The sequence below is a fragment of the Sediminibacterium sp. FW305-C-269 genome (genome assembly GCF_058231045.1).
In genome coordinates this window covers 1-665 of sequence record NZ_JBIQXQ010000008.1, presented here as the reverse complement: position 1 = coordinate 665, position 665 = coordinate 1, and the positions used below count along the sequence as shown (strand labels likewise).

Here is a 665-nt window from a genome sequence, read left to right as displayed (position 1 = left end):
CGTTTACTGGTGAACAAATACCCGGATTACCGGATCATCAACCTGGATGCTTTGACCTATGCCGGCAACCTGGAAAACCTGGCCGATATTGAGAAAGCTCCCAATTATGTGTTCTCCAAAACCAATATCCTGGATATTGATGCGCTGAAACAGGTATTTGAGACCTACCAGGTCAGCGATGTGATCCACCTGGCGGCAGAATCGCATGTGGACCGTTCCATTGTTTCGCCGCTTGACTTTGTATACACCAATATCATCGGCACGGTGAACCTGCTGAATACGGCCAGGGATTACTGGAAAGCCGATTATTCGAAACATCTTTTTTACCATATCTCTACCGATGAAGTGTATGGCAGCCTGGGCGATACAGGTTTCTTTACCGAAACCACTCCCTATGCCCCCAACTCACCCTACTCGGCCAGTAAAGCTTCTTCCGACCATTTTGTGAGGGCTTACCGGGAGACCTATCATATGCAGACGATCGTATCCAATTGTTCCAACAATTACGGTCCGAATCATTTTCCTGAAAAACTGATCCCGCTGTTCATCAATAACATCATTCACGAAAAACCGTTGCCGGTTTATGGAGATGGTCAGTACACGCGTGACTGGCTCTATGTAAAGGACCATGCGTTGGCCATCGACCTGATCTTTCATAAAGGAAA

The 665-nt window shown here is 47.1% G+C and carries 1 protein-coding gene; it reads left to right on the top strand.

The annotated features are described in order from the left end of the window. Positions 1 to 665: dTDP-glucose 4,6-dehydratase (locus ACH3Y6_RS15650; protein WP_490836568.1), on the top strand; the 665-nt coding region annotated here is incomplete at both ends.